28 protein-coding genes and 1 pseudogene are annotated in these 26,047 nt (G+C 71.4%); 7 read left to right on the forward strand and 22 right to left on the reverse strand.

All coding sequences use genetic code 11. The annotated features are described in order from the left end of the window. Positions 1–450, forward strand: a pseudogene (locus A5673_RS03685) (M23 family metallopeptidase); the annotation flags it as partial. A 12-nt stretch (positions 451–462) separates the two neighbouring features. On the opposite strand, the gene A5673_RS03690 reads toward A5673_RS03685, so the two are convergent. From A5673_RS03690 to A5673_RS03725, 8 genes are all read right to left on the reverse strand, one after another. After that, positions 463–1,353: a tyrosine recombinase XerC gene (locus A5673_RS03690; RefSeq protein WP_068227215.1), complete on the reverse strand. Its 891-nt coding sequence runs from the start codon at positions 1,351–1,353 to the stop codon at positions 463–465. A gap of 32 nt (positions 1,354–1,385) precedes the next feature. Further along, a complete protein-coding gene (locus tag A5673_RS03695) occupies positions 1,386–2,561 on the reverse strand; it encodes a lactate 2-monooxygenase (protein WP_068227217.1) in 1,176 nt (391 codons plus the stop codon). A gap of 3 nt (positions 2,562–2,564) precedes the next feature. Then, positions 2,565–3,413: a siderophore-interacting protein gene (locus tag A5673_RS03700; RefSeq protein WP_068227219.1), complete on the reverse strand. Its 849-nt coding sequence runs from the start codon at positions 3,411–3,413 to the stop codon at positions 2,565–2,567. Positions 3,414–3,445: 32 nt separating this feature from the next. Next, a complete protein-coding gene (dprA, locus tag A5673_RS03705) occupies positions 3,446–4,597 on the reverse strand; it encodes a DNA-processing protein DprA (protein WP_068227220.1) in 1,152 nt (383 codons plus the stop codon). Then, positions 4,594–6,105, reverse strand: a complete 1,512-nt coding sequence (locus A5673_RS03710) for a YifB family Mg chelatase-like AAA ATPase (RefSeq protein WP_068227222.1) — start codon at positions 6,103–6,105, stop codon at positions 4,594–4,596. The genes dprA and A5673_RS03710 overlap by 4 nt, the downstream gene beginning before the upstream one ends. Continuing rightward, positions 6,105–6,482: a YraN family protein gene (locus A5673_RS03715; RefSeq protein WP_068227376.1), complete on the reverse strand. Its 378-nt coding sequence runs from the start codon at positions 6,480–6,482 to the stop codon at positions 6,105–6,107. The genes A5673_RS03710 and A5673_RS03715 overlap by 1 nt, the downstream gene beginning before the upstream one ends. A 103-nt stretch (positions 6,483–6,585) precedes the next feature. Next, on the reverse strand, positions 6,586–7,407 hold the full coding sequence (fdhD, locus tag A5673_RS03720; RefSeq protein ID WP_068227224.1) for a formate dehydrogenase accessory sulfurtransferase FdhD: 822 nt from the start codon (positions 7,405–7,407) through the stop codon (positions 6,586–6,588). 21 nt (positions 7,408–7,428) lie between these two features. Beyond that, the gene (locus tag A5673_RS03725; protein WP_068227226.1) at positions 7,429–8,409 is read right to left on the reverse strand and encodes an NAD-dependent epimerase/dehydratase family protein; all 981 of its coding nucleotides are present in this window, start codon (positions 8,407–8,409) and stop codon (positions 7,429–7,431) included. 201 nt (positions 8,410–8,610) lie between these two features. Here A5673_RS03725 and A5673_RS03730 point away from each other — a divergent pair, with 201 nt between their 5' ends. Then, complete coding sequence (locus A5673_RS03730; protein WP_068227228.1) at positions 8,611–9,381, forward strand: GAF and ANTAR domain-containing protein; 771 nt, start codon at positions 8,611–8,613, stop codon at positions 9,379–9,381. Positions 9,382–9,390: 9 nt separating this feature from the next. On the opposite strand, the gene A5673_RS03735 is transcribed toward A5673_RS03730, so the two are convergent. The 4 genes from A5673_RS03735 to rplS are packed head-to-tail and all read right to left on the reverse strand — an operon-like array spanning position 9,391 to position 11,724. Then, positions 9,391–9,696: a DUF2469 domain-containing protein gene (locus A5673_RS03735; protein WP_068227230.1), complete on the reverse strand. Its 306-nt coding sequence runs from the start codon at positions 9,694–9,696 to the stop codon at positions 9,391–9,393. Between the two features lie 55 nt (positions 9,697–9,751). After that, a complete protein-coding gene (locus A5673_RS03740) occupies positions 9,752–10,471 on the reverse strand; it encodes a ribonuclease HII (RefSeq protein ID WP_068227232.1) in 720 nt (239 codons plus the stop codon). 2 nt (positions 10,472–10,473) lie between these two features. Next, positions 10,474–11,334, reverse strand: a complete 861-nt coding sequence (gene lepB, locus A5673_RS03745; RefSeq protein ID WP_068227233.1) for a signal peptidase I — start codon at positions 11,332–11,334, stop codon at positions 10,474–10,476. Positions 11,335–11,382: 48 nt separating this feature from the next. Next, on the reverse strand, positions 11,383–11,724 hold the full coding sequence (rplS, locus tag A5673_RS03750; protein ID WP_012393605.1) for a 50S ribosomal protein L19: 342 nt from the start codon (positions 11,722–11,724) through the stop codon (positions 11,383–11,385). A 306-nt stretch (positions 11,725–12,030) separates the two neighbouring features. On the opposite strand from rplS, the gene A5673_RS03755 reads away from it, so the two are divergent. After that, positions 12,031–12,987: a hypothetical protein gene (locus A5673_RS03755; RefSeq protein ID WP_068227235.1), complete on the forward strand. Its 957-nt coding sequence runs from the start codon at positions 12,031–12,033 to the stop codon at positions 12,985–12,987. Between the two features lie 11 nt (positions 12,988–12,998). On the opposite strand, the gene trmD is transcribed toward A5673_RS03755, so the two are convergent. The 5 genes from trmD to A5673_RS03780 form a co-directional block, all read right to left on the reverse strand. Beyond that, positions 12,999–13,685, reverse strand: coding sequence for a tRNA (guanosine(37)-N1)-methyltransferase TrmD (gene trmD, locus A5673_RS03760; protein WP_068227237.1), 687 nt, complete (start codon positions 13,683–13,685; stop codon positions 12,999–13,001). Further along, positions 13,682–14,200 (reverse strand): ribosome maturation factor RimM, encoded by a 519-nt coding sequence (gene rimM / locus A5673_RS03765; protein WP_068227239.1) that lies wholly within the window; start codon positions 14,198–14,200, stop codon positions 13,682–13,684. The genes trmD and rimM overlap by 4 nt, the downstream gene beginning before the upstream one ends. 13 nt (positions 14,201–14,213) lie before the next feature. Further along, positions 14,214–14,456, reverse strand: a complete 243-nt coding sequence (locus A5673_RS03770) for an RNA-binding protein (protein ID WP_003878715.1) — start codon at positions 14,454–14,456, stop codon at positions 14,214–14,216. 5 nt (positions 14,457–14,461) lie between these two features. Then, positions 14,462–14,992, reverse strand: coding sequence for a 30S ribosomal protein S16 (gene rpsP / locus A5673_RS03775; RefSeq protein ID WP_068227241.1), 531 nt, complete (start codon positions 14,990–14,992; stop codon positions 14,462–14,464). Positions 14,993–15,152: 160 nt separating this feature from the next. Beyond that, positions 15,153–15,572, reverse strand: a complete 420-nt coding sequence (locus A5673_RS03780; protein WP_068227243.1) for a nuclear transport factor 2 family protein — start codon at positions 15,570–15,572, stop codon at positions 15,153–15,155. 171 nt (positions 15,573–15,743) lie between these two features. Here A5673_RS03780 and A5673_RS03785 point away from each other — a divergent pair, with 171 nt between their 5' ends. After that, positions 15,744–16,001, forward strand: a complete 258-nt coding sequence (locus A5673_RS03785; protein ID WP_068227245.1) for a hypothetical protein — start codon at positions 15,744–15,746, stop codon at positions 15,999–16,001. 102 nt (positions 16,002–16,103) lie between these two features. Next, entirely contained in the window at positions 16,104–16,985 is an 882-nt protein-coding gene (locus A5673_RS03790; RefSeq protein WP_068227247.1) for a D-alanyl-D-alanine carboxypeptidase family protein, read from the forward strand. Here A5673_RS03790 and A5673_RS03795 read toward each other — a convergent pair. Genes A5673_RS03795 through ffh form a run of 5 tightly spaced genes read right to left on the reverse strand, consistent with a single transcriptional unit; the run spans position 16,982 to position 23,319 of the window. Further along, positions 16,982–17,584, reverse strand: coding sequence for a TetR/AcrR family transcriptional regulator (locus tag A5673_RS03795; RefSeq protein ID WP_068227249.1), 603 nt, complete (start codon positions 17,582–17,584; stop codon positions 16,982–16,984). The two genes, A5673_RS03790 and A5673_RS03795, sit on opposite strands and share 4 nt — an antisense overlap. A 1-nt stretch (position 17,585) precedes the next feature. After that, positions 17,586–19,448: an amidohydrolase family protein gene (locus A5673_RS03800; RefSeq protein WP_156747834.1), complete on the reverse strand. Its 1,863-nt coding sequence runs from the start codon at positions 19,446–19,448 to the stop codon at positions 17,586–17,588. A 49-nt stretch (positions 19,449–19,497) separates the two neighbouring features. Further along, positions 19,498–20,634, reverse strand: coding sequence for a serine/threonine-protein kinase (locus A5673_RS03805; protein WP_068227253.1), 1,137 nt, complete (start codon positions 20,632–20,634; stop codon positions 19,498–19,500). A gap of 38 nt (positions 20,635–20,672) precedes the next feature. Beyond that, entirely contained in the window at positions 20,673–21,749 is a 1,077-nt protein-coding gene (locus A5673_RS03810) for an amidohydrolase family protein (protein ID WP_156747836.1), read from the reverse strand. A gap of 13 nt (positions 21,750–21,762) precedes the next feature. Further along, entirely contained in the window at positions 21,763–23,319 is a 1,557-nt protein-coding gene (gene ffh / locus A5673_RS03815) for a signal recognition particle protein (RefSeq protein WP_068227257.1), read from the reverse strand. 101 nt (positions 23,320–23,420) lie between these two features. On the opposite strand from ffh, the gene A5673_RS03820 reads away from it, so the two are divergent. Together A5673_RS03820 and A5673_RS03825 are read left to right on the forward strand one after the other, a co-directional pair. After that, on the forward strand, positions 23,421–24,218 hold the full coding sequence (locus tag A5673_RS03820; protein ID WP_068227377.1) for an alpha/beta hydrolase: 798 nt from the start codon (positions 23,421–23,423) through the stop codon (positions 24,216–24,218). 102 nt (positions 24,219–24,320) lie between these two features. Beyond that, complete coding sequence (locus A5673_RS03825) at positions 24,321–26,036, forward strand: DEAD/DEAH box helicase (RefSeq protein WP_068227259.1); 1,716 nt, start codon at positions 24,321–24,323, stop codon at positions 26,034–26,036. The last annotated feature ends 11 nt before the right edge of the window (positions 26,037–26,047 follow it).

The raw sequence follows: 26,047 nt of genomic DNA on the forward strand, positions 1-26,047 counted from the left end.
CTGTGCGCCGCGCCGGCGCGGGCCGACGACGTGCGGCTTCAGTGGCCGCTGCGCCCGCCCCCGGCCGTCGCCCGCGGATTCGACGCCCCGTCCCCCGACTGGCATCCCGGCCATCGCGGCGTGGATCTGCCCGGCTCCCCAGGTCAGCCGGTCCATGCCGCGGGCGACGCGACCGTGGTGTTCGCCGGGGAGCTGGCCGGGCGGCCCGTGGTGTCGCTGGCGCATCCCGGCGGCCTGCGCACCAGCTACGAGCCGGTGCGGGCGGCCGTGCGGCCGGGTCAGGCGGTGACGGCCGGGACGGTGATCGGTTCGCTGCAGACGGGCCATGTCGGCTGCCGGGCCGCGGCCTGCCTGCACTGGGGGGCGATGTGGGGGCCGGCGTCGGGCGCCGACTACGTCGACCCGCTGGGGCTGTTGAACGCGACGCCGATCCGGCTCAAGCCGCTCACCGGCTAGCGCGAATCAGGCGCGCGGGTGGGCCTGGTCGTGCACCGCCCGCAGCCGCGACACCGCGACGTGGGTGTACAGCTGCGTGGTGGCCAGGCTGGAATGCCCGAGCAGCTCCTGGACGACCCGCAGGTCGGCCCCGCCCTCGAGCAGGTGCGTAGCCGCGCTGTGCCGCAGCCCGTGCGGCCCCATGTCCGGCGCGCCGTCCACCGCCCCGACGGTCTGGTGCACGACGGTGCGGGCCTGGCGCACGTCGAGCCGCCGGCCGCGCGCGCCCAGCAGCAGCGCCGGCCCGGAGTCCGCGGTCGCCAGGGCGGGACGCCCGTCGGCGAGCCAGGCGCGCAGCGCCTCGGCGGCGGGGATCCCGAACGGCACGGTGCGTTCCTTGTTGCCCTTGCCGAGGACCCGGACCAGCCGATGGTGGGCGTCCACGTCGTCGACGTCCAGGCCGCACAGCTCGCTGACCCGGATGCCGGTGGCGTACAGCAGCTCGACGATCAGCCGGTCCCGCAACGCCAGCGGATCGCCTTGCTGCGCACCGGATTTGGCGGCGGCCATCGCGTCGAGCGCCTGATCCTGGCGCAGCACCGACGGCAGGGTGCGGTGCGCCTTGGGCACCTGCAGCCGCGCGGCCGGATCCGCCGCGAGCAGGCCGCGCCGCGCCGCCCACGCGGTGAACGCCTTGATCGCCGAGGTGCGGCGGGCCAAGGTGGTGCGGGCCGCCCCGGCCCCGGCGGCCGCGCCCAGCCACGCCCGCAGCACCGGCAGGCTCAGCGCGTCCAGGCCGCGGCCGTCGAGGAACGCGAACAGCGAACGCACGTCGCCCAGGTACGCGCGGCGGGTGTGCGCCGAGCGGCCGCATTGCAGGTCCAGGTACTGGTCGAACTCGTCGAGGATCGCCTCCACGCCTTTACGTTCGCAGGCGCCGGGGCTGGGGCTCAGGTGACGCGCCGGAGCGTGTCCGGGGTGAGATCTTTGCGCGTGGGATATCCGTCGACCGCCATGATCAGGTCGGCCTCGGCGAGGATCGCCCGCAGCACGTGCACGATGCCGTCGACGCCGCCGAGGGCCAGCCCGTACGCGTACGGGCGGCCGATCCCGACCGCCGTCGCGCCCAGCGCGAGCGCCTTGATGACGTCGGCGCCGCTGCGGACGCCCGAGTCGAACAGCACCGGAAGCCCGGCGGCGGCCTCCACCACCCCGGGCAGGCAGTCGATCGCGGGCAGGCCGCCGTTGGCCTGCCGGCCGCCGTGGTTGGAGCAGTAGATGCCGTCGACGCCGCCGTCCTTGGCGCGCCGCGCGTCGTCGGGATGGCAGATCCCCTTCACCAGCAGCGGCAGGTCGGTCAGCGAGCGCAGCCAGGGCAGGTCGTCCCACGTCAAGGGGTTTCCGAAGACCTGTATCCAGCGCAGCGTGGCGCCCTGCGGGTCCTCTTCGGGCGGCCGGGCCAGGCCGGCGCGGAAGACCGGGTCGCTGGTGTAGTTGGCCAGGCAGTGCCCGCGCAGCTGGGGGAAGTTCGACGTGCCCAGGTCGCGGGGCCGCCACCCGGTGACCCACGTGTCGAGGGTGACGACGATGCCCTTGAAGCCGGCGGTCTCGGCGCGCTGCACGAGGCTGGCGGCCAGCTCGCGGTCGGTCGGTGTGTACAGCTGGAAGAGGCCGGGCGTGTCGCCGAGGGCGGCGGCGACGTCCTCCATCGGGTCGACCGTCAGGGTGGAGGCCACCATCGGCACGCCGGTGCGCGCGGCCGCGCGGGCGGTGGCCAGGTCGCCGTGGCCGTCCTGGGCGCACAGGCCGATGACCCCGATGGGCGCCATGAAGAGGGGCGACGGCAGGGTCATGCCGAACAGCTCGACGGACAGGTCGCGCTGGGCGGCGCCCACGAACATGCGCGGGATGAGACCCCAGCCCTCGAAGGCGGTGCAGTTGGCCCGCTGCGTGCGCTCGTCGCCGGCCCCGCCCGCGACGTAGGACCAGACCGAGGGCGGCAACGCGGTGGTGGCCTTGGCCTCCAGTTCGGCGAAGGCCATCGGCAGCGGCGGCACCACTCCGGCCAGGCCCTGCAGGTAGATCTCGTTCTGGTAGTCCCCGAAGTGCGCCCTGAATTGAGTCATGTCCTAGGCGCCCGACTCCGCCTCGGCCAGCTCCCTCTTCCACTGCCGGAACGTTTCCTCGGTGCGGCCACGCCGCCAGTAACCCGAGATCGACGACGCCCAGTTCGCGTCCACGCCACGCTCTTTGCGGATGTAGGGGCGCAAGTTGTGCATGACGGTTTGCGCCTCGCCGTGGATGAACACGTGCACCTGCCCCGGCAGCCACAGCGCGGTGGTGACCGCTTCGATGAGCGGCGCGAAATCACCGGCGCGGTCCTCGGGCACCAGGTCGGCGCGGCCGCCGCGGTAGACCCAGCTCACCTCGACGTTCTCCGGCGCGGTCAGCGGGATCTCGTCTTCGGGGCCGCCGACCTCGAGGAAAGCCTTGCCGACGGCGTTGGGGGGCAACGCTTCCAGCGCCACGGCGATGGCCGGGAGCGCCGACTCGTCGCCGGCCAGCAGGTGCCAGTCGGCGGCCGGGTCGGGGGTGTAGGCCCCACCGGGACCCATCAGGTAGATCGGCTGACCGGGTTGGGCCGACGCCGCCCACGCGCCCGCGATCCCATGCTCGCCGTGCACCACGATGTCCAGGGTCAGCTGGCGGGCCGCGGCGTCGACGCCGCGGACGGTCATGGTCCGCACCGACGGCATCTTCTCGGGCGGCACCTCGTTGAAGCTGTCCAGCGTCAGCGGCTGCGGCAGCCCGGCCACGTCGACGTCCTCGGCCACGAATGCCAGCTTGACGTAGGAGTCGGTGAACTTGCTGGGCGTGAAGGTGTCGAAGTGACTGCTGCCGAGCACCACCCGAACCATGTGCTGGGTGAGTTGCTCGGTGCGGACAACTTCGAAGCTTTGCAGAGGTCGACCCGCCACTTGTCCTCCTGTCCAGACCCGACCCCCGTCGACTATACGAGTCGCGTCGTTGCGGCACGGGCCGCGCGGGCGCGGACGATCCGCCACCGCCCGTCGTCGCGCCGCGCCAGCCCGGCCAGCTCGAGGATCGCCAGCGGCCCGAGCACCCGCTCGGGCGGCAGGGCCGACGCGACGGCGATCTCGTCGACCGTGGCGGCGCCGCGGCCGGGTAGCGCCTCGTACACCCTGCGTTCGACGTCGCCCAGCCCGTCGAGCGCCGTGCTGGGGCGCGGTTGTTCGGGTGCCAGCTCGCCGATGCGGCCGACCAGCTCGACAACGTCGTCGGCGCGGGTGACCAGTTGCGCGCCGTCGCGCAGCAGCGCGTGACAGCCCGCCGAGGCCGACGAGGTCACGGGTCCCGGCACCGCGGCCACCACCCGGCCCAGCGCCCGCGCCCAGGCCGCGGTGTTCGCGGCGCCGCTGCGCAGGCCGGCCTCCACCACCACGGCCGCCCCCGCGACCGCGGCGACCAGGCGGTTGCGGGTGAGAAACCGGTGCCGGGCCGGGCGGATACCCGGCGGGTATTCGGTGAACACCAGCCCTTGCTGGCCGATTCGATGCAGCAACCCGGAATGACCCGCCGGATAAGGGATGTCGAGTCCGCCGGCGAGCACCGCGACGGTCAGGCCGTCGCAGATCAGCGCGGAGCGGTGGGCCGCGCCGTCGATGCCATACGCGCCGCCGGAGACCACCGCGACGTCGCGTTCGACCAGCCCGGCGGCCAGGTCGGCGGCCACCTGCTCGCCGTAGGCCGTCGACGCCCGCGTTCCGACCACCGCGGCCGCGCGCTGGGTCACCTCGTCGAGGCGCGCCGGCCCCATCGCCCACAACACCATCGGCGGCCCGCCGCGCGCCCTGACCTCCGCACTTCCGAACGCGGCGAACGCGAGCAGCGGCCACTCGTCGCAGTCGGGTGTGATCAGTCGCCCCTCACGCGCGGCGAGCAACGCGAGATCCGCCGCGGCGCGGTCCATTTCGCGCCTGGCCTCGGTGTGCCGGGCCAGGTCGTCGTCGACCGACCCGCGCCGAACCCGCTCGGCGGCCTCCACCGGGCCCACGCGTCGCACCAGCGCGGCCAGTTGCGCGCAGGGCGGTTCGGCCACCCGGGACAGGTACGCCCACGCCAGCGACACCGGATCGCTCATCGCCGCACCCCCGGCTGCCGGAAGCTGAGCGCGGCGGCGACGTCGTCGAGGCCGGGCGAGACCCGGCCGGCCAAATCGGCCAGGCTCCACGCGACCCGCAGCGTGCGGTCGAGGCCTCGGATGCTGAGCAACCCGCTGTCCAGCGCCCTGCGCAACGGGTCCATCGCGGCGTTGCCGGGGCGAAACTTTCGCCGCAGCAGGGTCCCGCTGACTTCGGCGTTGGTGCGGAAACCGTGTGGTTTCCAGCGTTCGGCGGCCGCATCGCGGGCCGCCGCCACCCGCCGGCGAACCTGCGCCGTCGACTCGCCGTCGGTGACCGAGATGGCCCCGGCGCGCACCGCATTCATCTGCACCCGCAGGTCGACGCGGTCCATCAGGGGCCCGGACAGCTTGCCCAGGTAGCGGCGTTTCGCCGCCGCGGCGCAGACGCAGTCCTGCGGGTCGGCGGGCGCGCACGGGCACGGGTTGGCGGCCAGCACCAGCTGAAAGCGGGCCGGGTAGCGGGCCACCCCGTCGCGGCGGGCGAGGCGAATTTCCCCGTCCTCCAACGGGGTTCGCAACGCTTCCAGCGCGCTGACGCCGATCTCGGCGCATTCGTCCAGGAACAGCACCCCGCGATGCGCCCGGCTGATGGCGCCCGGCCGCGCCATCCCCGATCCCCCGCCGACGAGGGCCGCGACGGTGGAGCTGTGGTGCGGTGCCACGAACGGCGCCCGGGTGATCAGCGGCGTCTCCGGCGACAGCAGCCCGGCCACCGAGTGAATCGCGGTGACCTCCAGGGACTCGCTTTCCGACAGCGGGGGCAACAGCCCCGGAAGCCGTTGCGCCAGCATCGTTTTGCCGACGCCCGGCGGTCCCGTCAGCATGAGGTGATGCGCGCCGGCGGCGGCGACCTCGACCGCGAACCGCGCCTGCGCCTGCCCGACCACGTCGGCCAGATCCGCCGTCGGCTCGGGGTCGGTGGCCGCCGCGCCGGTCCGGGGGTCCAGGCCGCCGGAACCGGCGAGCCAGCGCTTCAGTTGCCGCAGCGTGCGCACGCCCCAGACGTCGATCCCGTCGATCAGGCTGGCCTCGGCCAAATTGTCCACCGGGACGACGGCGGCGGGCCAGCCGTCGCGTTTGGCGGCCAGCACGGCGGGCAGCACCCCGCGCACCGGGCGCACCCGGCCGTCCAGCGACAACTCGCCCAGCAGCACCGTCTTCTCCAGCCGCTCCCACGGCTGCTTGCGCTGCGCCGACAGCACCGCGGCGGCCAGGGCGATGTCGTAGACGGATCCCATCTTCGGCAGTGTCGCCGGGGACAGCGCGAGGATGAGCCGGGACTGCGGCCAGTCGTCGCCGCAGTTGGTGACCGCCGCGCGGACCCGGTCGCGCGACTCCTGCAGGGCGGCGTCGGGCAGGCCCACCAGGTGTACGCCCGGCAGTCCGGAGCTGATGTCGGCCTCGATTTCCACTGTCGCGCCGTCCAATCCGCGCACCGCGACCGAGAACGCCCGCCCCAGCGCCATCAGCCGATCCCCCGCAGGTGGGTCAGCTCCGGGGTGCGGCGGCGCCCGACCCGCACGCCGATCACATCGATGCGCAGCGCCGCCCACCGGGCGTCCTGCCCGGCCAGCCACAGCCCGGCCAGCCGGCGCAACCGCCAGACCTTGCGCGGGGTCACCGCGTGCGCCAGCCCGCCGTAGCCGTCGCCGGTGCGGGTCTTGACCTCGACGAACACAACGGTGCCGGTGGCGTCGTCGGCGGCGATCACGTCGAGTTCGCCGTAGCGGCAGCGCCAGTTGCGGCCCAGGATCCGCAGCCCCAGACGGGTCAGGTGATCCACGGCGAGCGCCTCGCCCATCGCGCCCAGCTGGGCCCGGGTCATGCTCTGTTCGGTCGTCATGGCGGCCACGGTGCCCGGCGATCCCGACACGGCGTGCGGCCGTCGGGGCCGAACGGCGACGGAAACGACCGGTTATCCCCAGTCGGGCGGCCGTCCACAGCGACTACGTGATGCGGTCCGCCCTGGTGTAGACGTTCATCGAGTCCTCCCGCAGGAAGGCCACCAGCGTCAGCCCGGCGTCCTCGGCCAGCGAGACGGCCAGCGACGACGGCGCCGACACCGCGGCCAGCACGGGAACACCCGCCATCACGGCCTTCTGCGTCAGCTCGAACGACGCCCGCCCGCTGACCAACAGCACCGCGCCGGAAAGCGGCACCCGCTCACGTTCGAGCGCCCAGCCGATCACCTTGTCCACCGCGTTGTGCCTGCCGATGTCCTCGCGCACCACCAGCGCCGTGCCGTCGACGCCGAACAGCGCCGCGGCGTGCAGCCCCCCGGTGCTGTCGAAAACCTTTTGCGCGGAACGAAGTCGGCCGGGCATGACCTTCAGCGTGGCCGCGGCGACCTTCGCCGGATCCGCGCCCGGCGAGAAGCGGCTGGTCGACCGTACCGCCTCCAGCGAGGCCTTGCCGCACACCCCGCACGACGAGGTGGTGTAGAAGTTGCGGGTGACGTCCAGCCCGGGCGGCTCGACCCCGGCAGCCAGGGTCACGTCCACGACGTTGTAGGTGTTGGCGCCATCCTCGCCGCGACCGCCGCAGTAGCGGATGGTCAGCACGTCGTCGCGGCCGCCGATGACGCCCTCGGTCAGCAGAAAACCTTGCGCCAGTTCGAAATCCGAGCCAGGAGTGCGCATCGTCACCGTGACCGGCGCGCCGTTGACGCGGATCTCCAGTGGCTCCTCGACGGCCAGGGTTTCCGGTCGGGTGACGGCCCGATCGGCGGTGAGGTGATGCGCGCGCCGACGCGCGGTCACATGGCTCACCGGCGCCGCAACCTCATGCGATCAAGCTACATCGGCCAGCGCCGCCAGCGTCTCGTGCGCCGAATGAACCGGCCGCCAGCCCAGCTGGGTCCGCGCCTTGGTGGTGTCCATCACCACCGACGTCCGCGCGACGTGCAGCCACTCCAGCATGGACGGGACGAACGGCACTCGCGAGATCGCCGCCGACGCGGCTGAGGCAGCCACGGCCGGGACCCGCACGGGCCGGCCGCCCAGCGCCTTGGCCACCTCCGACACCGTCACCACCCCGTCGCCGGCGATGTTGTACGCCCCGGGCGGCGCCGGTGCGGTCGCCGCCAGCGCGATCGCTTCGGCGACGTCGTCGTGGTGGACCAACTGCAGCGGAAAACCGGGGTCGGGCACCACCGGCTTCAGCATCGGGGCCACCTTGGAAATGGCGCGCACCGGGCCGGGCAGCTGATTCCACGGCATCGCGTCGGCCAGCGCGGTCGCCAGTGGCCCGGCGACGATGCACGGCCGCAGGACGAACACCTCGAGCGACGAGCCCTTGGTGATGTCGGCCAGCAGCGCCTCACTCGCCGCCTTCTGCGCCGAGTAGTAGTGCTCGGCCGATCCCCGGGTGGGCACGTCCTCGGTGAGCGGGACCGGGTTGTCGGAGTGGTAGCCGTACGCCGCCACCGACGAGGTGTAGACCAGGCGCCGCGGCCGCTCGGCCGCGACGGTCGCCTCGAACACGTTGCGGGTGCCCTGCAGGTTGATGCGCGAGCTCTCTTCGCGGGAGCCCATGATGATGAACGCCAGGTGGACCACCACGTCGGCCTGCGCCACCAGCGCGTCGACCGCCTCGCGGTCGAGGATGTCGCCCCGCTGGTAGACGGTCTTCTGCCAGCCACACGAGACCGGGTCAAACGGCCGCCGCGCCATCCCGATGATGGTCTCCACCGCGGGATCACGCTCGAGCGCCGTCACCGCCGAAATACCGATTTCACCGGTCGGTCCGGTCACCGCCACGGTCAGCCCCATTCGACATGACCTTCCCGCCCGCGGCGCTTCGAAAACCGCGAGTGACCAAAGTCGCAAGTCGATATCCTCGACGAGGGAGCGTGAGCAGCCACGCTGCCCATGTGCCGAGCAACGGGCATACACCGTGTGGATCCCGTGTTGGCGACCGATAATCTACGGCGACTGCGGGTCAAACCTGCACCGGAGGAATGGGGACACGACGTGGCAGACGACGCGAACGCCGTCGCGGACGGTCCGACGCCGGGCGGGGAGAAGGCCGACCCGGCGACCGTCTTCGCCGCCCTCGCCGAGATCATCTATCAAGGCTCGGACGCCGCGGAGATGTACGCGGCCATCTGCATCGCCGCGACGCTGACCGTCCGCGGCTGTGACCACGCCAGCCTGATGGTGCGCGAGGGCGACCGCTACGTCACCGTCGGCGCGAGCGACCGCCTGGCGCACCAGATCGACGAGCTGGAGCGGCGCGCCGGAGACGGCCCCTGCATCGACGCCATCGAGGAGGAGACGCCCCAGATCGACACGGACCTGACGACGCCGTCGTTGTGGCCCAAGCTGGCCAAGGTCCTGGTCGACGAGACCCCGGTGCGGGGGGCCATGGGCTTCCGGCTGCTGGTCGAGAAGCGCAAGGGCGCCGCGCTGAACCTGTTCAGCGACACGCCCAATCTGTTCGACGCCGAGTCCGCCGGCCGGGCGGCGGTGCTGGCGGCGTTCGCCAGCGTGGCCATCAACGCGGTCGCCAAGGGCGAGGACGCGTCGAGCCTGCGGCGGGGGCTGCTGAGCAACCGCGAGATCGGCAAGGCGGTCGGCATGCTGATGCTGCTGCACAACATGACCGAGGATCAGGCGTTCGACCTGCTGCGACGCCACTCGCAGGCGCTGAACATCAAGCTGGCCGACGTGGCCCGCGCGATCATCGACAATCGCGGCCAGCTGCCGTCCGACGGCGACAACAAACTCCCGCCCAACACCTAGGCGCTCGCGCTACTCGGGCAGCCGCAGCTCGGGCTTTTCGACCTCTTCGATGTTGACGTCCTTGAAGGTGACCACCCGCACCTGCTTGACGAAGCGGGCCGGCCGGTACATGTCCCACACCCAGGCGTCGGACAGTCGCAGCTCGAAGTACACCTCGCCGTCGGCGTTGCGCGGCACCATCTCGACAGTGTTCGCCAGGTAGAAGCGCCGCTCGGTTTCCACGACATAGCTGAACTGGCCGACGATGTCCTTGTATTCGCGGTAGAGCGAGAGCTCCATCTCGGTTTCGTACTTTTCGAGATCTTCCGCGCTCATCTGCCACTCATCTGCTCAGACGCCTCCGTCGCCGGGAACCTGGTCCCATCTTTCCTCACCGATGCCCGTCCCGGTCGGCGGGAGGGTCGGGTTTGCACTCGGCCACCACCCGCGCACCGGATCCGGTTGCCACGCGCCGGACGTTGATGAACGAATAGCGGTGTTCGGCGCAGGGCCCCAGCCGGGTCAGCGCCGTCGAGTGCGCCGGGGTGCTGTAGCCCTTGTGGTCGGCGAAGCCGTAGCCCGGGTGGTCGGCGTCCATGGCGACCATCAGCCGGTCGCGGCTGACCTTCGCCAGCACGCTGGCCGCGGCGATGCAGGCGGCCGCGGCGTCCCCCCCGATCACCGGCAGCGACGGCATCGGCAGCCCGGGCACGCGGAAGCCGTCGCTGAGCACATACCCCGGGCGGACCGACAGGCCCGCCACCGCCCGCCGCATGCCCTCGATGTTGGCCACGTGCACGCCGCGCCGGTCGACCTCGTCGGACGGGATGAACACCACGTGATACGCCAACGCGTAGCGGCGGATCAAGGGGAACAGCTTTTCCCGCACCTTCTCGGTGAGCTTCTTCGAGTCATCAAGGGCGGCAAGGCTTTCCAGTCTCCCCGGCCCGAGCACGCACGCCGCCACCACCAGCGGGCCCGCGCAGGCGCCGCGTCCCACCTCGTCCACCCCGGCCACCGGGCCCAGGCCGCTGCGGTACAGCGCGGACTCCAGGGTGCGCATCCCGGACGACTTGCGGATCACCGTCCGCGGCGGCCACGTCGTGGCCACGGCTACCGACCCTGTTGGGGATTCACCGAATCGACCCCGCCCCAGCGCGACGGCGGCCAGACGATGAATCGCGCCTTGCCGATGACGTTGGACACCGGCACCGTGCCCGAGTTCGGGTCGCCGGTGCACAGGATGCCCTTGAGGGCTTCAGCCGGGACGCTGGTGCAGTGGGCCCGCGAGTCCGCCGAGTGCGTCCGGTTGTCGCCCATCACCCACAGCCGCCCCTGCGGGACGGCGACCGGCCCGAACTCGCTGCCCAGGCACGGATACTTCGCCGGGTCGGCCATCATGGTGTTCGGATCGAGGTACGGCTCCTTGAGCGGCTTGCCGTCGACCGTCAGCCCGGTGTCGGCCCGGCACTGCACGGTCTGCCCGCCGACCGCGATGACGCGTTTCACCAGGTCGTTTTCGTCGGGGGGCACGAAACCGATGAACGAGAGCCCATCCTGCACCCAGCGCAGTGCGGTGTTGTTCGAGCGAATCGACTTGTACCCGGCGTTCCACGACGGCGGGCCCTTGAAGACGACCACATCGCCGGGCCGCGGTTGACCGAACCGGTAGGTCAGCTTGTCGACCATGATCCGGTCGCCGACGCATCCGCTGCACCCGTGCAGCGTGGGCTCCATCGATTCCGACGGAATCAGGTACGGGCGGGCGATGAACGTCAGCATGACGTAATACAGCACGATCGCGATCACCGCGAGGATCGCGAGTTCGCGCAGCGTGGACTTCTTCTTGGGCTCCGGCTCGGCCGCGTCGGGCGGCGGGGACGCCTCGGACGCGTCGGGGTCGCGGGTGGAGACCTTCGGCTCCGGTTGGCCGGCGTCGGACTGGGGCTCAGCTGGGTCCGGGTTGTCGGTCACGGGATCAGCGTAGCCAGCATGGTTCGTGGCCTGGTGAACCGCGTCCGGTCAGCGCTTTTCCTTGATCTTGGCCTTCTTGCCGCGGAGTTCGCGCAGGTAGTACAGCTTGGCGCGGCGCACGTCACCACGGGTCACCACCTCAATGTGGTCGATGTTCGGGGAGTGCACCGGGAACGTCCGCTCGACGCCGACGCCGTAGCTCTCCTTGCGCACGGTGAACGTCTCGCGGATGCCTCCGCCCTGGCGGCGGATCACCACGCCCTTGAACACCTGGATGCGCTCCTTGGCGCCCTCGATGACCTTGACGTGCACGTTGATGGTGTCGCCCGGGCTGAAGGCCGGGATGTCGTCGCGCAGCGACGCTTGGTCGACGAAGTCCAGCCTGTTCATCGTAGAAAGACACTTCCTTGCGGTCGCGGCTTGCGACGCCTGCCCACACGCCGGGCGTGGGGCGGTCACAAGCCGATCGGTTTCGGGCTTTTATGCGTATCTCGCAGCGGCCGGGAAGCGGCCCGGCCCGCTGACGGGTTCGAGACAACTGAGCAATTGTGCCAGATCGCCGGCATGCATTGAAAATCACATGTAAACGTCGCGGTTCATAGGCCGCCGAAGGCGCTGGTGAGTGGTTACATATGTCTCGGGTCAAAACGCGCCAATCGGCCCGTTTGCGCCCGAGGCAACCAAGGAGATCGACCCATGCGCCCCCGCCCGCTCACCGTGCTCGCCGCCGTGGCGGCGGTGACGCTGGTGCTGGCCGGCTGCGACGAGGCGCTGGTGGACCGCCAAAGCCAACCAAAGGTGTCGGGCAGCCCGGAGACCAGCGCGCCGGAGCGTCAGCCCCTCAAGCAGCCCGAGACGGTTCAGCTGCTGCTCGACGCCGTGCCGATGCACGGGCCGCCCCAGGCGCTGTCCGGAACGGTGTTCGGCGGCCTGCCCGCGCGGATTCAGCAGGCCATCGACGAAGCCGGCGCCGCCGGGGCCACGCTGTCGGTGGCCGTGCTCGATCGCAAGACGCATGAGCTGGTCTCCAACGGCAACAGCCAGGTCATCGGCACCGCGTCGGTGGCCAAGCTGTTCATCGCCGACGACCTGCTGCTGGCCGAGTCCCAGGGCAGGACCACCCTGTCGCCGGAGGACCGCCAGGCCCTCGACGTCATGTTGCAGTCGTCCGACGACGGCGCGGCCGAGAAGTTCTGGGGTCAGGGTGGCGGCGACGCGATCATCAGCGAGGTCGCGACCCGCTATGGCCTGTCGTCCACCACCCCGCCCAGCGACGGGCGCTGGTGGAACACGATGAGCTCGCTGACCGACCTGGTCCGCTACTACGACATGCTGCTCGACGGGTCGGGCGGGCTGCCCGCCGAGCGCGCCACGATCATCGTCAACGACCTGGCCCAGTCCACCCCCACCGGGATCGACGGCTACCCGCAGCGGTTCGGCATCCCGGAGGGCCTGTTCGCCGAACCGGTCGCCGTCAAGCAGGGTTGGATGTGCTGCATCGGCAGCGACTGGGTGCACCTGTCGACCGGCGTGGTCGGCGCGGACCACCGCTACGTCATGGTGGTCCAGTCGCTGCAGTCCTCCGACGACGCCACCGCGCGGCAGACCATCACCCAGGCCGTCAAGACGATCTTCCCCAGCGGCCGGATCTGACAATCGCGGCTTCAGCCCAACAGGTCGGGGCGGCGTTCCCGCGTGCGCTGCAGCGACACCTCGCGCCGCCAGGCGGCGATGCGGGCGTGATCACCGGACAGCAGGACCTCGGGCACATCGAGGCCCCGCCAGCTCGGCGGCCTGGTGTAGCTGGGCCCCTCCAGCAGCCGGTCGAGCGCCGGCGAGTGCGAATCCTCTTGCAGTGACGCGGGATTGCCCAGCACGCCGCTCAGCAGCCGTAGCACGGCTTCGATCATCACCACGGCCGCCGACTCCCCGCCCGGCAGCACGTAGTCACCGATCGACACCTCCTCGACCCGCATCCGCCGGGCGGCGTCCTCGATGACCCGCTGGTCGATGCCCTCGTAGCGTCCGCAGGCGAACACCAGGTGCCGCTCGGCGCTCCAGCGCTGCGCGGTCGCCTGCGTGAACGGCGCTCCGGCGGGCGTCGGCACCACCAGAAGCGTGTCGCCGGAGCACGTTTCGTCCAGCGCCTCCCCCCACACCGGCGCCTTCATCACCATCCCGGGGCCGCCGCCGTAGGGCGCGTCGTCCACCGAGTGATGCACGTCGTAGGTCCACCGGCGCAGGTCGTGCACCTGCAGGTCCACCAGCCCCGACGCAATCGCCTTGCCGGGCAACGATTGTCGCAGCGGCTCGAGATAGTCCGGGAAGATGGTGATGACGTCGATTCTCATGCCAGGTCCAGCAGGCCCTCGGGCGGGTCGATTTCGATCACTCCGTCGTCCAGCGACACCGAGGTGACGATCGCGGCGACGAAAGGCACCAGGGCTTCGCCGGATTCGCGCCGCACCGCCAGCAGCTCACCGGCGCCGGTGTGCAGCACCTCGGCGACGACACCGACGTCGTGCCCCGCCGCGGTGCGGACCCGCAGGCCCTCGAGCTGGTGGTCGTAGTAGGTGTCGGGCTCGTCGATCGGCGGCAGCTCCTCGGAATCCACCACGAACAAGCTGCCCCGCAACGCGTCGGCGGCGTCGCGGTCGGTTACCCCGGCCAACCGCAGCAGCAGCCGCGCGCCGTGTTCGCGCACCTGCTCGACGACGAAGCCGGCTTCCTCGCCGCTCCGGGAGTTCTTGGCGCGCAACGTAATACCGCGGGCGAAGCGGGCCGCGGGGTCGTCGGTGCGGACCTCAACGACCACCTCGCCGGCGATGCCGTGCGCCTTGACCACGCGCCCGACCGTTAACTCCAAGGGAGGCGCCCCGCTACTGGTCGGTGTCCACCACGTCGACGCGGATACCGCGGCCACCGATGCCGGCGACCAGTGTGCGCAACGCGGTCGCGGTGCGTCCGCCGCGACCGATCACCTTGCCGAGGTCGTCGGGGTGGACGTGCACCTCGACGGTGCGCCCGCGCCGACTGGTCACCATGTCCACCCGGACATCGTCGGGATTGTCGACGATCCCGCGGACCAGGTGCTCGACAGCGTCAACGACGACCGTGCTCACGTCGGTCAGCTTTCCGCGGCGGGTTCGGCGGCCTCGGGCTGCACGCGGCCCTCGGCAGGCGCCTCGGCGGCGGCCTCGGGCGCCGGCTCGGCGGGCGTTTCGGCGGCGGCCGCGGGCGCCTCTTCAGCCGCCTTGGCGGCCTTCTTGGCCGGTGCCTTCTTCTTGGGCTTGGCGGCCTCGGTGGTGGGACCGCCGTCGGCCTCGGCCAGCGCGGCGTTGAACAGTTCCAGCTTGGTGGGCTTGGCCGGCGCGGCCTTCAGGGCGCCCTCGGCGCCGGGCAGCCCCTTGAACTTCTGCCAGTCGCCGGTGATCTTGAGCAGCTTGAGGACGGGCTCGGTCGGCTGGGCGCCCACCGAAAGCCAGTACTGGGCGCGCTCGGAGTTGATCTCGATGAGGCTCGGGTCTTCCTTCGGGTGATACCGGCCGATGACCTCGATCGAGCGGCCGTCGCGGCGGGTGCGCGCGTCGGCGACGGCGATGCGGTACTGGGGATTGCGGATTTTGCCAAGCCGGGTCAGCTTGATCTTCACAGCCATGGTTAAGCGACTTCTCCTGTGGTGTCACGCTGCAATTCAGCGATTCGGGCGGGATGCCCGGATCCGGTTTTGCCTCGCGTGTGTGACCCCCGAACAGCCGTAGTTGCGCGGCGGACAGCCGCCCATTGTGCCAGAACGGGGCCCTCGGACAGAAATTCGCCTACATCACCTTCTGGAAGGTTTTCGTTTCCACGCGGCGCGTCATCCGCCAGCCGTCGGCGGTGCGGACGAACTCGTCGTCGTACCAGAGCCCGCAGAACAGGATCTGGTCCTTGTCGCCGCCCAGCACCATCGGGTTGAAGCAGATCACCCGCGACGAGGCCTTGTCCCCGTCGATGTTCACCGAGAAGTTGCCGAGCATGTGCGCGTACACCGGGAAGTTCGGCAGCACCTCCGACAGCCATTTCTTGACCTCCGGATAGTGGCCCTCGATGCCCCCGAGGGCGGTGTAGTCGATGTACGCGTCTTCGGTGAAAACCCTGTCCAGGTCGTCGAATCGGCGGTTGTCGATGGCGGTGGAGTAATCCACCAGCAGCTGTTGGATTTCCAAACGATCCGAGATCTCTTCCAGGCTCAGCATGTCGTTGATTCAACACCGCCGCTCCCCGGAGGTTGGGATCGGTAGCCAAGCGCGCGGTGTCCACTGACCGCAGGACCGCCAGCAACGAAGGAGCCCGACATGGACCCAGCGCGACAATTTTCCCGTTTTCGCAGGACGCCAGCGGTGGACGGGGGGAATAATCCCAGGTTTATGAAAGCGGCATTCGTGGGGTTGGCAACGACGCTGTTGATGTTCGGGGGTGCGGGGCTGGCCGCGCCTTCCGCCGAGGCCGCCCCGTGCCCGGCCGGGAAATCCTGCCAGCACTGGTGCCCCGGTGATGTCCTCCCGGCGGGCCGGCCGGTCCCGTGGGACGGCAACGTCTGCCACGACTACTTCTGGGACTACTACGGCGTGCACGACATCGGCGACGGGAAGTTCTACTCCTGGCGCGACATGCCCTGGCACTAGCCGGATGGTGGCGACCCGCCGCGCCCGGTCCCCCAGCTTCGCGGGGGTACCCCAACGCCGCGCTAGCGATCGCCACCAGCCCGGAAGTTAAACTGTGCGCCCATGCGCAAGCACATGGCCGCGGTCGCCGCCGTGCTGGTGGCCGTCGCTGCCGGCGCCACCGTCGGAGCGACGCCCGCCCAAGCCGACCAGGCGCAGCCGATCGGCTCGGTGCCCATCCCCGAGGGACCGGCGCAGACGTGGATCGTCGCCGATCTCGACAGCGGTCAGGTTCTGGCCGGCCGCGACCAGAACGTGCCGCACCCGCCCGCCAGCACCATCAAGGTGCTGCTGGCGCTGGTGGCGCTGGACCAGGTGAGCCTGGACTCGACCGTCGTCGCCGACGTCGCCGACACGCAGGTCGAGTGCAACTGCGCCGGCATCAAGCCGGGCCGCACCTACACCGCGCGCCAGCTGCTGGACGCGCTGCTGTTGGTCTCGGGCAACGACGCCGCGAATACGCTCGCGCACCTTTTGGGCGGCGCCGACGCGACGGTTGCGAAGATGAACGCCAAGGCCGCCTCCATAGGCGCGATGAGCACCCACGCGGCGACCCCGTCGGGCCTGGACGGGCCGGGGGGCTCCGGGGCCTCGACGGCGCACGACCTGGCCGTCATCTTCCGGGCCGCGATGGCCAACCCGGTGTTCGCCCAGATCACCGCCGAGCCGTCGGCGATGTTCCCCGGCGATCGCGGCGACGAGCCGATCGTCAACCAGGACGAACTCCTGGCTCGCTACCCCGGCGCCATCGGCGGCAAGACCGGCTTCACCGACGCGGCGCGCAAGACCTTCGTCGGCGCCGCGGCGCGCGGTGGCCGCCGGCTGGTGATCGCGATGATGTACGGGCTGGTCAAAGCCGGCGGTCCCACGTATTGGGATCAGGCCGCCGGCCTGTTCGACTGGGGCTTCGCGCTCAACCCCGAGACCGGCATCGGCTCGCTCTAGGGGCCGGCGTCCGGCAGCGCCGCCGTCAGCAGCGCGGTGAGCACTGGAATTCGCTGCTCCGCGATCGCCGGTTGCGGCAGCACGCCCTCCACCACGGCCGCCCCGTCGAACACGTTGGTCATCAGCGCCACGACGACCGGGAACGTCTCCTCTCCGAAGCCCTCGGCTCCGGGCAGGGCCCGGGCGGCCTCGACGATCTTGGCGGAGTACTGGCCGAGCTCGTGTTGCAAAGTCTCCCTGAGCTTCTCGTCGGTGCGCGCGGCGACCAACAGCTCGTAGACCACGGCGTTGGTGGGGCCGCCGGTGATGTCGCGCAGTATCGCCAGCGCGGCCTCGAGCGCCGGTCGGTCGGCCGGGATTTCGGCGACGCCCTTGGTGAAGGACTCCAGCTGGCGGCGCAACACCTCGGACGCGGTGGCCGCCATGAAATCGCCCATGGTCTCGAAGTGGCGGAACAGGGCGCCGACGGACACTCCGGCGCGCTTGGTGATCACCGCGGCCGACGCCCGGGCGTAGCCGACCTCGACGATGGTGTCGATGCAGGCGTCGATGAGCCGCCCGACGGTCTCCTCCCGCCGCTGCTGCTGGGTCCTGGCCATGTCAGGCCCCGACTTTGTGGGCGGTCGACGCCGCGTGCCGCTGCCCGGCCCGCAGGTAGCGCCCGGATTTCACGGATTGCCCGTAGCCGTCGCGGAATCGGCCCCGGCCGAAGACGACCGCGCCGCCGACGCCGGTCGCGACGACGGCGTCGTCGTTGCGATTGACCATGCGGCGCAGGCCGCCGTAGAACGGCACGGCTTCCTCGTGATAGCCGTCCACGGCCTCGTCGAGCCCGGCCGGGTCGATCACGACGAAGTCCGCGCGGTCGCCCTCGCGCAGCGTGCCGGCGTCGATGCCGAACCACTCGGCCAGCTCGCCGGTCAGGCGATGCACCGCCCGCTCGGTCGACATGAACGGCGCCCCGGCCCGCTGGGCGTCGCGGGTGCGCTTGAGCATCTTCAGACCGAAGTTGTAGAACGCCATGTTGCGCAGGTGGGCGCCGGCGTCGGAGAAGCCCATGTGGATGCTCGGCTCGTTGGCGAGCTTGTCGAGTTGCTTGGGCCGGTGGTTGGCGACGACGGTCGTCCACCGGACGTTGCGTTCGCCGTTTTCGACCAGCACGTCGAGGAACGCGTCCAGCGGGTGCAGCCCGCGCTCGTCGGCGATCGCGCCGAAGCTCTTGCCGATCAACGAGGCGTCGGGGCATTCGACGATGACGGCGTCGTGAAAGTCGCGGTGCCACAACGACGGTCCGAGCTTGATGCGGTCGAACTCGCGGCGGAACTTGCGGCGGTACTCCTGGTCGGCCAGCAGCTCGTTGCGTTGCAGCTGGTCGCGCAGGTGCAGGGCCGCCGTTCCGGCGCCGAACTCCTCGAAGACGGGCAGGTCGATGCCGTCGGAGTACAGCTCGAACGGGACCGGCAGGTGCTGGAATCGCACGGCCGAGCCCAGGAACTTGTTCAGCATGCGGGTGCCGAATCCGAACGTGTGCACCGCCAGCGGCATCGACTTGGCGTCCGCGGACACCAGCATGCTCATGCGAACGCCCTTGCCGCGGCCGAAGATCCGGCTGCTGGTCAAAAAGAACATCAGCGCCGACACCGGGTTCTCGACGTCCGGGGCGCTCTGCAGCATCCGCCCGCGCTTGCGCAGGACCTTGATCAGCTTGCGCCGCTCCCGCCAGGTGGCGAAGGTCGACGGCAGCGCGCGCGACCGGAACCGGTCGCCGTCGAGCTTGTCGATGGCCGCGTCCATGCCGGACATGCCGAGCATCCCGGCGTCCAGCGCCTCCTCGAGCAGCGCCGCCATCCGGTCCACTTCGGCATCGGTGGGCCGCACGGTGGCGTCGGTGGCCCGGTCGAGCCCCAGCACCGCGGTGCGCAGGTCCGAATGACCGAGCAGGGAGCCGACGTTGGGCCCGAGCGGCAGGGCGTCGATCGCCTTGACGTACTCGGCGGCCGTCGACCAGGTCTTGGTGGAGTTCAGGGCGCCGTGCACGAATTCGCGGGGCACGGCCTCGACGCGGCTGAACAGGTCGGCCGCGTCTTCGGCATCGGCGTAGACCGTCGACAGCGAGCAGTTGCCCAGCAGCACGGTGGTGACGCCGTGGCGCACCGACTCCCGCAGCCCCGGATCCAGCAGCACCTCGGCGTCGTAGTGGGTGTGCACGTCGATGAAGCCGGGCATGACCCACTTGCCGGCCGCGTCGATCACCTCGGGGCAGCCGGTCTCGTCCAGCGGCGCGTCTGACGGTCCGGCCACCGTGGCCACCACGCCGTCGCGGATGCCGAGCGTGCGGGTTTGCGGCGCGCTGCCGGTGCCGTCGAACCACAGCCCGTCGCGAATGATCAGGTCGTAGGTCACGGGTCCTCCAAGGTTGTCGAGTTGCCCCGAACCGTAACATAGATAGCAAGTACTCGCAATCTTTTGGAAGCGTCGGCGAGCCCCGGCGAAAGTGCCGGTCAGGAGGGGTTCAGCGTGGCGGACCGGACGGGGAAAGGCCCGGCGAAGCGGGGTCGACCGGGGCGGGAGCGGCCGGCACGCTCGTCGCCGGGCGGCGGGCCGGGGCGACGGTCGCTTCGCTCTTGCGGCCGAGGAGGAAACCGACGGCGAGCACGGCCGCGACGAGCAGCACCGCGACCGCGCCCACCGCGCGCCTGCGCGTCCAGCGCCGGCGGGGCGGGGCCGACGCGGGCTTCCGGTCGTCCGCCCCCCGGGAAGACCGGGCCGAGCTTGCGCTGCGAGGGGCCGGAGCTGCGGCCGGGCGCCGCCCGTGCGCGGCGCGACGGCCATACGCCGGGAACGGGGCCACCAGGACCGCTTCGGGTCGGCGAGCGCCGCCGGGAACGCCCGCCCGCCCGCTCGCCGCCGCGGCGAACTCGCCGCAGCTCCCGAACCGGTCGCCGGCGGAGTCGGCGAGCGCCCGGGCGAACACGCCGTCGAGGCGCGCCAGTTCCGGCCGTTGTTCGCTGATCCTGGGCGGTGCCGCGTCGGGTGGCGGCGGCGCGCCGGTCAGCAGGTGAAACGCGGTCGCGGCCAGCGCGTACTGGTCGGCGCGGGCGTCGACGCCGGCGCCCAGCAGCTGCTCGGGTGCCGCGTAGCCGACCGTGCCGGGGCGGCGGAGGACCCCGAAGTCCGTCAGCAGCGCCCGTTGCGCGCCTTCACCCCGACCCGTCAACACGACGTTGGCCGGTCTGACGTCGCGATGCAGCAGGCCGCGCTCGTGCGCGTAGTCGAGGGCGCCGGCCAGCGCGGTCACGATGGCCAGCACCTCGCCCGCCGGTGCGACCGCCGGGAATCGATCGGTGATCAGTCGCGCGGCGTTGATGCCCTCGACGTACTCCATCGCGACGTACAGCTGACCCTCGAAGTCGCCGCGGTCGCGCGCCTCGACGATGTTCGGGTGATGCAGGCGCGTCGCGACCGGGATCTCGTGCAGGAACCGCCGGCGGAATTCGTCGTCGTCCGACAGCGCCGGCGACAGGACCTTCAACGCCTGCCAGCGCGACGCCCGCGGGTCCTGGGCAAGGTACACCGTGCCAGTCGGTCCGGATCCCAGCCTCCGCGCGACCAGGTAACCGGCGAAGGTCGCGCCGCTGGCCAACGCCATTCGAGGGATCCTATCCGCGATCGGGACGCCGTGTGCGCCTAGCCGTGGGGCCGAAAGGCCTTGCCCCGCAGGATCACCAGGTCGGGCCGGTTCAGCACGCCGGGACCCTGTCGCGGGTCCTCGGCGTAGCACAACAGGTCGGCCGACGCCCCGTATTCCAGGCCGGGCCGGCCCAGCCAGCGGCGGGCGTCCCAGCATGCCGCGCCCAGCGCCTCGGTCGGGCTCATCCCGATGCCCTTGAGCGCCTCGACCTCGTCGGCGATGCGCCCGTGCGCGATCATGCTGCCCGCGTCGCTGCCCGCGTACACCGGCACGCCCGCCTCGCGCGCCGCGGCCGTCCGCGCGAGGCAGCGGGCGTGCAGGTCGCGCATGTGGGCGGCGTAGGCGGGGTAGCGCCCCGCGGACTCCGCGATGCCCGGGAAGTTCTCGAGGGTGTTGATCAGCGTGGGCACCAGCGCGGTCCCCCGCTCGACCATCAGGGCGATGGTGTCGTCGGTGAGCCCGGTGCCGTGCTCGATGCAGTCGATGCCGGCGTTGATCAGGCCGGGCAGGGCGTCCTCGCTGAAGACGTGCGCGGTGACGCGCGCGCCGTGCTCGTGTGCGGTCGCGATCGCGGCCTTGAGCACGTCGTCGGACCACAGCGGGGCCAGGTCGCCGACGCCGCGGTCGATCCAGTCGCCGACCAGCTTGATCCAGCCGTCGCCGCGCCTCGCCTCGGCGGCCACCGCCTGCGGCAGCTGGGATTCGTCCTCGAGCTCGACGGCGAAGCCGCGAGAATAGCGCTTGGGCCTGGCCAGGTGCTTTCCGGCGCGGATGATGCGGGGCAGATCGTCGCGGTCGTCGAGGCTGCGGGTGTCGGTCGGGGCGCCGCAGTCGCGCAGCAGCAGCGCGCCGGCATCGCGTTCGGCCTCGGCCTGGCCGATCGCCTCCTCGAGCGGGATCTCGCCGTCATCGCCGAGCCCGACGTGGCAGTGCGCGTCGACCAGGCCGGGCAGAATCCATCCGCCGTCGAACACGGTGTCGGCGCCGGCGACCGGTTCGGTGCTGATGCGGCCGTCGACGATCCACAGCTGCAGCTCGGTCTCGTCGGGCAGCCCCCGACCCCGCACGTGCATCCGCACGGCGCGTCTAGTTCTTGCCGGGGTTGCCGGGGAACTTCAGCTTGGACAGGTCGAAGTCGGCCAGGCCGGGCGGCAGCTCGTTGAGGCCTTCGGGCATCTGCGACAGGTCGGGGAACCCGGCCGGCATGCCGCCCAGGAGCGGGTTCCTGGCCTTCGGCGGCGTCGGCCCGCGCCCACCCTTCTTGCCCTTCTTGCCCTTTGCCCCCTTGGACTTTCGCGTCGCCGACTTGCGCCCCAGCCCGGGGATGCCCATGCCGCCGAGCATCGACGACATCATCTTGCGGGCCTCGAAGAAGCGGTCGACCAGCTGGTTGACCTCCGACACCGTCACCCCCGAGCCGTTGGCGATGCGCAGCCGCCGCGACGCGTTGATGATCTTCGGGTCGGCCCGCTCCTGGGGCGTCATCCCGCGGATGATGGCCTGCAGCCGGTCGAGCTGGCGGTCGTCGACCTCGGCCAGGGCGTCCTTCATCTGGCCGGCGCCGGGCAGCATGCCCAGCAGGTTGCCGATCGGGCCCATCTTGCGGATGGCGAGCATCTGCTCGAGGAAGTCCTCCAACGTCAGCTCGCCGCTGCCGATCTTGGCCGCGGCCTCCTCGGCGCGCTGCGCGTCGAAGACCTGCTCGGCCTGCTCGATCAGGGTCAGCACGTCGCCCATGCCCAGGATGCGGCTGGCCATCCGGTCGGGGTGGAAGACGTCGAAGTCCTCGAGCTTCTCGCCACTGGAGGCGAAAAGGATTGGCACGCCGGTCACCTCGCGGACCGACAGCGCGGCGCCACCGCGGGCGTCGCCGTCGAGCTTGGTCAGCACCACGCCGGTGAATCCGACACCCTCGCGGAACGCCTCGGCGGTGGTGACCGCGTCCTGACCGATCATCGCGTCGAGGACGAACAACACCTCGTCGGGGTCGATGGCGTCGCGGATCGCCGCGGCCTGGGCCATCAGCTCGTCGTCGATGCCCAGCCGGCCGGCGGTGTCGACGATGACGACGTCGAAGTGTTTGGCCCGGGCTTCCGCGAGCCCGGCCGCCGCGACGGCGACCGGATCGCCGGGTCCGGACTCGGGCGAGGCGCCGGGGTGCGGCGCGAACACCGGTACGCCGGCGCGCTCGCCGACGACCTGCAGCTGGTTGACCGCCGCGGGCCGCTGCAGGTCGCAGGCCACCAGCAGCGGCGTGTGGCCCTGGCCGCGCAGCCACGCCGCCAACTTGCCGGCCAGCGACGTCTTGCCGGAACCCTGCAGGCCGGCCAGCATCACGACGGTCGGCGGCGCCTTCGCGAACGCCAGCTGGCGGGTCTGTCCGCCCAGGATGCCGACGAGTTCCTCGTTGACGATCTTGACGACCTGCTGCGCCGGGTTGAGGGCACCCGAGACCTCGGCGCCCTTGGCGCGGTCCTTGATCCGCCCGACGAACGCCCGCACCACGGGCAGGGACACGTCGGCTTCCAGCAGCGCCAGCCGGATTTCGCGGGTGGTCGCCTCGATATCGGCGTCGGTCAGTCGACCCTTGCCGCGCAGCCCCGAAAGGGCACCGGTCAATCGGTCGGACAGGGATTCAAACACGCCCGCCAGCCTAATGGTTCGCCGCGAGCGTCACGCCGGCGTGACCCTGGACGCCCATCGCTACGCTGGCGTGACGCTCGGTGATCGGCAAAGCTCAGCTCATGCTCGAGGTGATCGACAAGGGGTCCTGCAGCGACGCGCACCCGGTGCCGCTGCTGTTCGTGCACGGCGGCTGGCACGGGGCGTGGTGTTGGGACGACGGTTTCCTGGACTTCTTCGCCGACGCGGGCTATCGCGCCGTCGCGATGAGCCTGCGCGGGCACGGCGCCAGCCCCACCGACAAGCCGCTGCACCGGGTGTCCGTCGCCGACTACGTCGACGACGTCCGCTCGGTGGCCGACGAGCTGGGCGGCTCGCCGGTGCTCATCGGCCACTCGCTGGGCGGCTACACGATCCAGCGCTACCTCGAGGACCGGTCCGCACCGGCCGCCGTGCTGGTCGGCTCGCTGCCGCCGTCGGGGGTGCTCGGGGCGGCGCTGCGGGTGTGGCGGCGCCGCCCGTGGATGACCGTGCACTCGTTCAACGACCGCACGCTGGTCAAGTTCCTCCGGACGTCGGCGCTGGCCCGCGAATACCTCTTCTGCGCCGATACGCCCGAGGACGTCGTGCAATCGTGCTGGCACCGCGCCGGGCCCGAGAGCATCCGCGCGGCGATGACCGAACCGATGTTTCGCCGGGTCGACACCGAGCGGGTGACGACCCCGATCCTGGTGCTCGGCGCCGTGCACGACGGCTTCGTCAGCGTGCGCGCGGTGCGCGCCACGGCGCGCGCCTACCGGACCGAGCCGCAATTCTTCGCCATGGGCCACAACATGATGCTCGAACCCGGATGGGCCGACGTCGCGCGACGAATTCACACCTGGCTTCAAACCCGCGACCTGGCGGGCCACGCCGTCTAGCCCGCGTCGCTGCTGCGCCGAAAAGCGTTGGCATGCTACATTTCACAGCCGCCGCCGAACCGAGCCGGCCGCGCCGACCACGCAACTTTTGGGGGGAGCTGCTTGCCACCGGTCAGCACGAACGGCAGCGACACCGGCCTGCCGTTGCGCGGCTGGCAGCGCCGAGCGCTGGTGAAATACCTCGCCGCCCAGCCGCGCGATTTCCTGGCCGTCGCCACCCCCGGCTCCGGAAAGACGACGTTCGCGCTTCGGGTCGCCGCCGAACTGCTGCACCAGCGCGCCGTCGAACAGCTCACCGTCGTCGTGCCCACCGAGCACCTCAAGGTGCAGTGGGCCCTGGCCGCGGCGCGGCACGGCCTGGCCCTGGACCCGAAATTCTCCAACACCAACCCCCAGACCTCGCCGGAGTTTCACGGCGTGATGGTGACCTACGCCCAGGTCGCCGCGCACCCGACGCTGCACCGGGTGCGCACCGAGCAGCGCAAGACGCTGGTCATCTTCGACGAGATCCATCACGGCGGTGACGCGAAGACCTGGGGCGAGGCCATCCGGGAGGCGTTCGGCGACGCCACCCGCCGACTCGCCCTGACGGGCACGCCCTTTCGCAGCGACGACAGCCCCATCCCGTTCGTCGATTACGCGTCGGGCGCGGACGGGGTGCTGCGGTCGCGGGCCGACCACACCTACGGCTACGCCGAGGCGCTGGCCGACGGTGTGGTCCGGCCGGCGGTGTTCCTCGCCTACTCGGGGGAGGCGCGCTGGCGGGACAGCGCCGGCGAGGAGCACGCCGCCCGGTTGGGCGAGCCGTTGACGGCCGAACACACCGCGCGGGCGTGGCGCACCGCGCTCGACCCGGCCGGCGAGTGGATGCCCGCGGTGATCGCCGCCGCCGACGAGCGGCTGCGCCAAAAGCGGGCCCACGTCCCCGACGCCGGCGGGATGATCATCGCCTCCGACCGCACGGCCGCGCGCGCGTACGCGACGCTGCTGAGGCGGCTCACCGGCGAGGTGCCCGCGGTTGTGCTGTCCGACGATCCGGGATCGTCGGCCCGGATCAGCGAATTCGCCGAGGGCACCACCCGGTGGCTGGTCGCGGTGCGGATGGTCTCCGAGGGCGTCGACGTGCCGCGGCTGTCGGTAGGGATCTACGCCACCAGCGCCTCGACGCCGCTGTTCTTCGCCCAGGCCATCGGACGGTTCGTGCGCTCGCGCCGGGCGGGCGAAACCGCGAGCATCTTCCTGCCGTCAGTGCCCAACCTGCTGCAGCTCGCCAGCGAGCTGGAGGCCCAGCGCAATCACGTGCTCGGCCAACCGCACCGCGACGCCGATGGCGATCCCCTCGACGGCGATCCCGCGACCCGCAGGCAAACCGAAAAGACCGAAACGGATACGGGTTTCACGTCGCTGGGCGCCGACGCCGAGCTGGATCAGGTCATCTTCGACGGCTCCTCGTTCGGCACCGCGGCGCCGGCGGGCAGCGACGAGGAGGCCGACTACCTCGGCATCCCCGGGCTGCTCGACGCCGAACAGATGCGCGCCCTGCTGCACCAACGCCAGGACGAGCAACTCAAGAGGCGGGCGGCCTCGGGCGACGACGCGCCGGCGCCGCGGGTCTCCATGCACGGACAACTGCGCGACCTGCGGCGCGAGCTCAACACGCTCGTCTCGGCGACGCATCACCGCACCGGCAAACCACACGGGTGGATTCACAACGAGCTTCGCCGCCGCTGCGGCGGTCCCCCGATCGCCGCAGCGACCCGCGAGCAGATCCAGGCCCGCATCGAGGCCCTGCGGCAGCTGAATTCCGAGCGCTCTTGAGTGATCTTGTG

It is taken from the genome of Mycobacterium sp. E3198, from assembly GCF_001667015.1.
Classification (GTDB): Bacteria; Actinomycetota; Actinomycetes; order Mycobacteriales; family Mycobacteriaceae; genus Mycobacterium.